This is a genomic window from Macromonas bipunctata (assembly GCF_002837135.1).
Lineage (GTDB): Bacteria > Pseudomonadota > Gammaproteobacteria > Burkholderiales > Burkholderiaceae_C > Macromonas_A > Macromonas_A bipunctata.
The window spans coordinates 1-1998 of the sequence record NZ_NWBQ01000069.1 but is presented as its reverse complement, the minus strand read 5'-3'; the positions used below and the strand labels follow the sequence as shown (position 1 = coordinate 1998).

Below are 1998 nucleotides of genomic sequence, written 5' to 3'. Positions count from 1 at the left end.
AGCACGCGCGCGTGCTTGTCCTTGATGCGCAGCTGGAGGGTTTTGGTGGTGGTGTTCACGCCGACGATGATACGGGTCGGCTACACAAAAGACAACAGGCCGTCCCGGCCTGATCGCTCGAACCTCGGGTTGAACCCCGAGGCTTGCCGCTCAGTCTGGGTCAATACCCCGGCTTGGCACCGGAGCGGCGTTGCGCAAACAGACCGGCTTGGCGCGCACCCTGGCGGTTGAAGCGCTCGCGCCGCGCCACCTTCGGATCCACGCGCAAGGCGCGGTAGCACTCCAGCCGGTCGTGCGGGCGCAGTATGGCATCAGGTTGTATCGGTTTGCCCCAGATGCCCAACGTGACCTCGTTGCTGGCCAGCTCCGGAAAGCGTTGCAGCCAGCCGCTCAGGTGCAGCGCCTGCGCCACCGTACTGCCGCTGGGCAGTTGCAGCTGCAGCTCGTGCACCTGGCGCGGCTGCGGGGCGTAGCACAACGTGACGTGCAGTTCAGCTGCCATAGACCTGCTCGGCGCGCTTGACGAAGGCATCGACAAAGGTGCTGGCGATCTTGTCGAACACCGGCCCCACCAGCGCGGCCAGCGTGCTGCTGGCAAAGGCGTAGTTGAGCCGGAATTCGATCTTGCAGGCTTTCTGGCTGCCATCGCCCACGGGCTTGAAGTCCCAGGTACCGTCCAGGTGCGAGAACGGCCCGTCCACCAGCTCCAGGTGGATGCGCCGGTCGGGCACATGGGTGTTGCGGGTGCTGAAGGTTTTCTTGAAGCCACCAATCGACATGCCGATGCGCGCGAGCATGCCGTCGGGTGTGTGCTCGAGCACCACGCCCTCGTTGCACCACGGCAGGAACTGCGGGTACTGGGTCACGTCCGACACCAGGGCAAACATTTCGGCGGGGCTGTGCCAGATAAGAACAGATTTGTGAACGCTTTTCATACAATGCCAATCGCTGCGGCATTGTAGGGCCGCAGCATGGCCTTATATCTTGCACCATGTCTCAAAACAAAAAAACCACCAAACCCCAAGCCCGCGACGCGCGCATCGCCGACAACAAAAAAGCGGTGTTCAACTACGCGATCGAAGAACGCTACGAGTGCGGCATGGTGCTGGAGGGCTGGGAGGTCAAGGCCCTGCGCGAAGGTAAGGTGCAGCTGACCGATGGCTACGTCATCGTGCGCGAGGGCGAGCTGTTCCTGATCGGGTGCCAGATCAACCCGTTGCGCACCGCCTCCACCCACATCCGCGCCGACAGCGCACGCACCAAGAAGCTGCTGATGCACCGCGAGGAGATCCGCCGCCTGGTGGGCAAGGTGGAGCAAAAAGGCTACACGCTGGTGCCACTCAACCTGCATTGGAAGAATGGGCGCGTCAAGTGCGAGGTGGGCCTGGGCAAGGGCAAGGCCGAGCACGACAAGCGCGATACCATCAAGGACCGCGAAGGCAAGCGCGAGGTGGAACGCGCCATGAAGAGCCGCCAACGCTGACGGCCCGGCCAAAAAAACACCCGCACGGGGCGGGTGTTTCGGCAAACCGGAACAAGCGCCGGCTTAGCCCGGATATTTCACCGCAGTCCACCCCGTCGTCTCTTTTGTCACTTTGATGCCTGAAGAGGGGTCGCTACGGGTCATTGCCGTGAGCCAAAGGCACGCACCCGCGCGCATCGGCCCTGTCAGGACGCAGCGACCCCCACCCCGGCTTGGGTTGCGGGCCAGTTTTGTGTCATCGCGCCGGCCAGGCGCTGTCGCGGCGTTCAGGGCGAGCGCAGCTGGCTCATGGCGTGCGCGAAGATCGGTGCGCTGGGCCAGTGCGAGGCCAAGTACAGCCGGATGCGCCGTGTGTTGCGCGTGACCACTGCAGCCACCTTGAGCAGTCTGATGCGCAGGGTATCGACCTGAGCTGTTGCCAGTGCGGTGCCCTGCAGGGCCAAGGCGCGCAGCCGCTCGATGAGCACGTAACCCAGCGCCGACAGCAGCATGCGCAGTTGGTTGGAGTGCAACAC

At 63.8% G+C, this 1998-nt stretch carries 4 protein-coding genes; 1 reads left to right on the top strand and 3 read right to left on the bottom strand.

The window, feature by feature from the left end:
- Window positions 1-160: 160 nt before the first annotated feature.
- Entirely contained in the window at window positions 161-502 is a 342-nt protein-coding gene (locus CON76_RS10465) for an RnfH family protein (protein WP_205758225.1), read from the bottom strand.
- Window positions 492-935, bottom strand: a complete 444-nt coding sequence (locus tag CON76_RS10460) for a type II toxin-antitoxin system RatA family toxin (RefSeq protein ID WP_101103301.1) — start codon at window positions 933-935, stop codon at window positions 492-494. The genes CON76_RS10465 and CON76_RS10460 overlap by 11 nt, the downstream gene beginning before the upstream one ends.
- 56 nt (window positions 936-991) lie before the next feature.
- Here CON76_RS10460 and smpB point away from each other — a divergent pair, with 56 nt between their 5' ends.
- A complete protein-coding gene (gene smpB / locus CON76_RS10455; RefSeq protein ID WP_101103300.1) occupies window positions 992-1483 on the top strand; it encodes an SsrA-binding protein SmpB in 492 nt (163 codons plus the stop codon).
- 266 nt (window positions 1484-1749) lie between these two features.
- Here the strand turns inward: smpB and CON76_RS10450 are convergent.
- A partial coding sequence (locus tag CON76_RS10450; RefSeq protein WP_205758194.1) for a transposase occupies window positions 1750-1998 on the bottom strand: 249 nt, incomplete at its 5' end.

Bases quoted from the DNA above. Each gene is read 5' to 3' on its own strand.
- CON76_RS10460 (WP_101103301.1), bottom strand. From the start codon at position 935: ATGAAAAGCGTTCACAAATCTGTTCTTATCTGGCACAGCCCCGCCGAA.
- smpB (WP_101103300.1), top strand. From the start codon at position 992: ATGTCTCAAAACAAAAAAACCACCAAACCCCAAGCCCGCGACGCGCGC.
- CON76_RS10465 (WP_205758225.1), bottom strand. From the start codon at position 502: ATGGCAGCTGAACTGCACGTCACGTTGTGCTACGCCCCGCAGCCGCGC.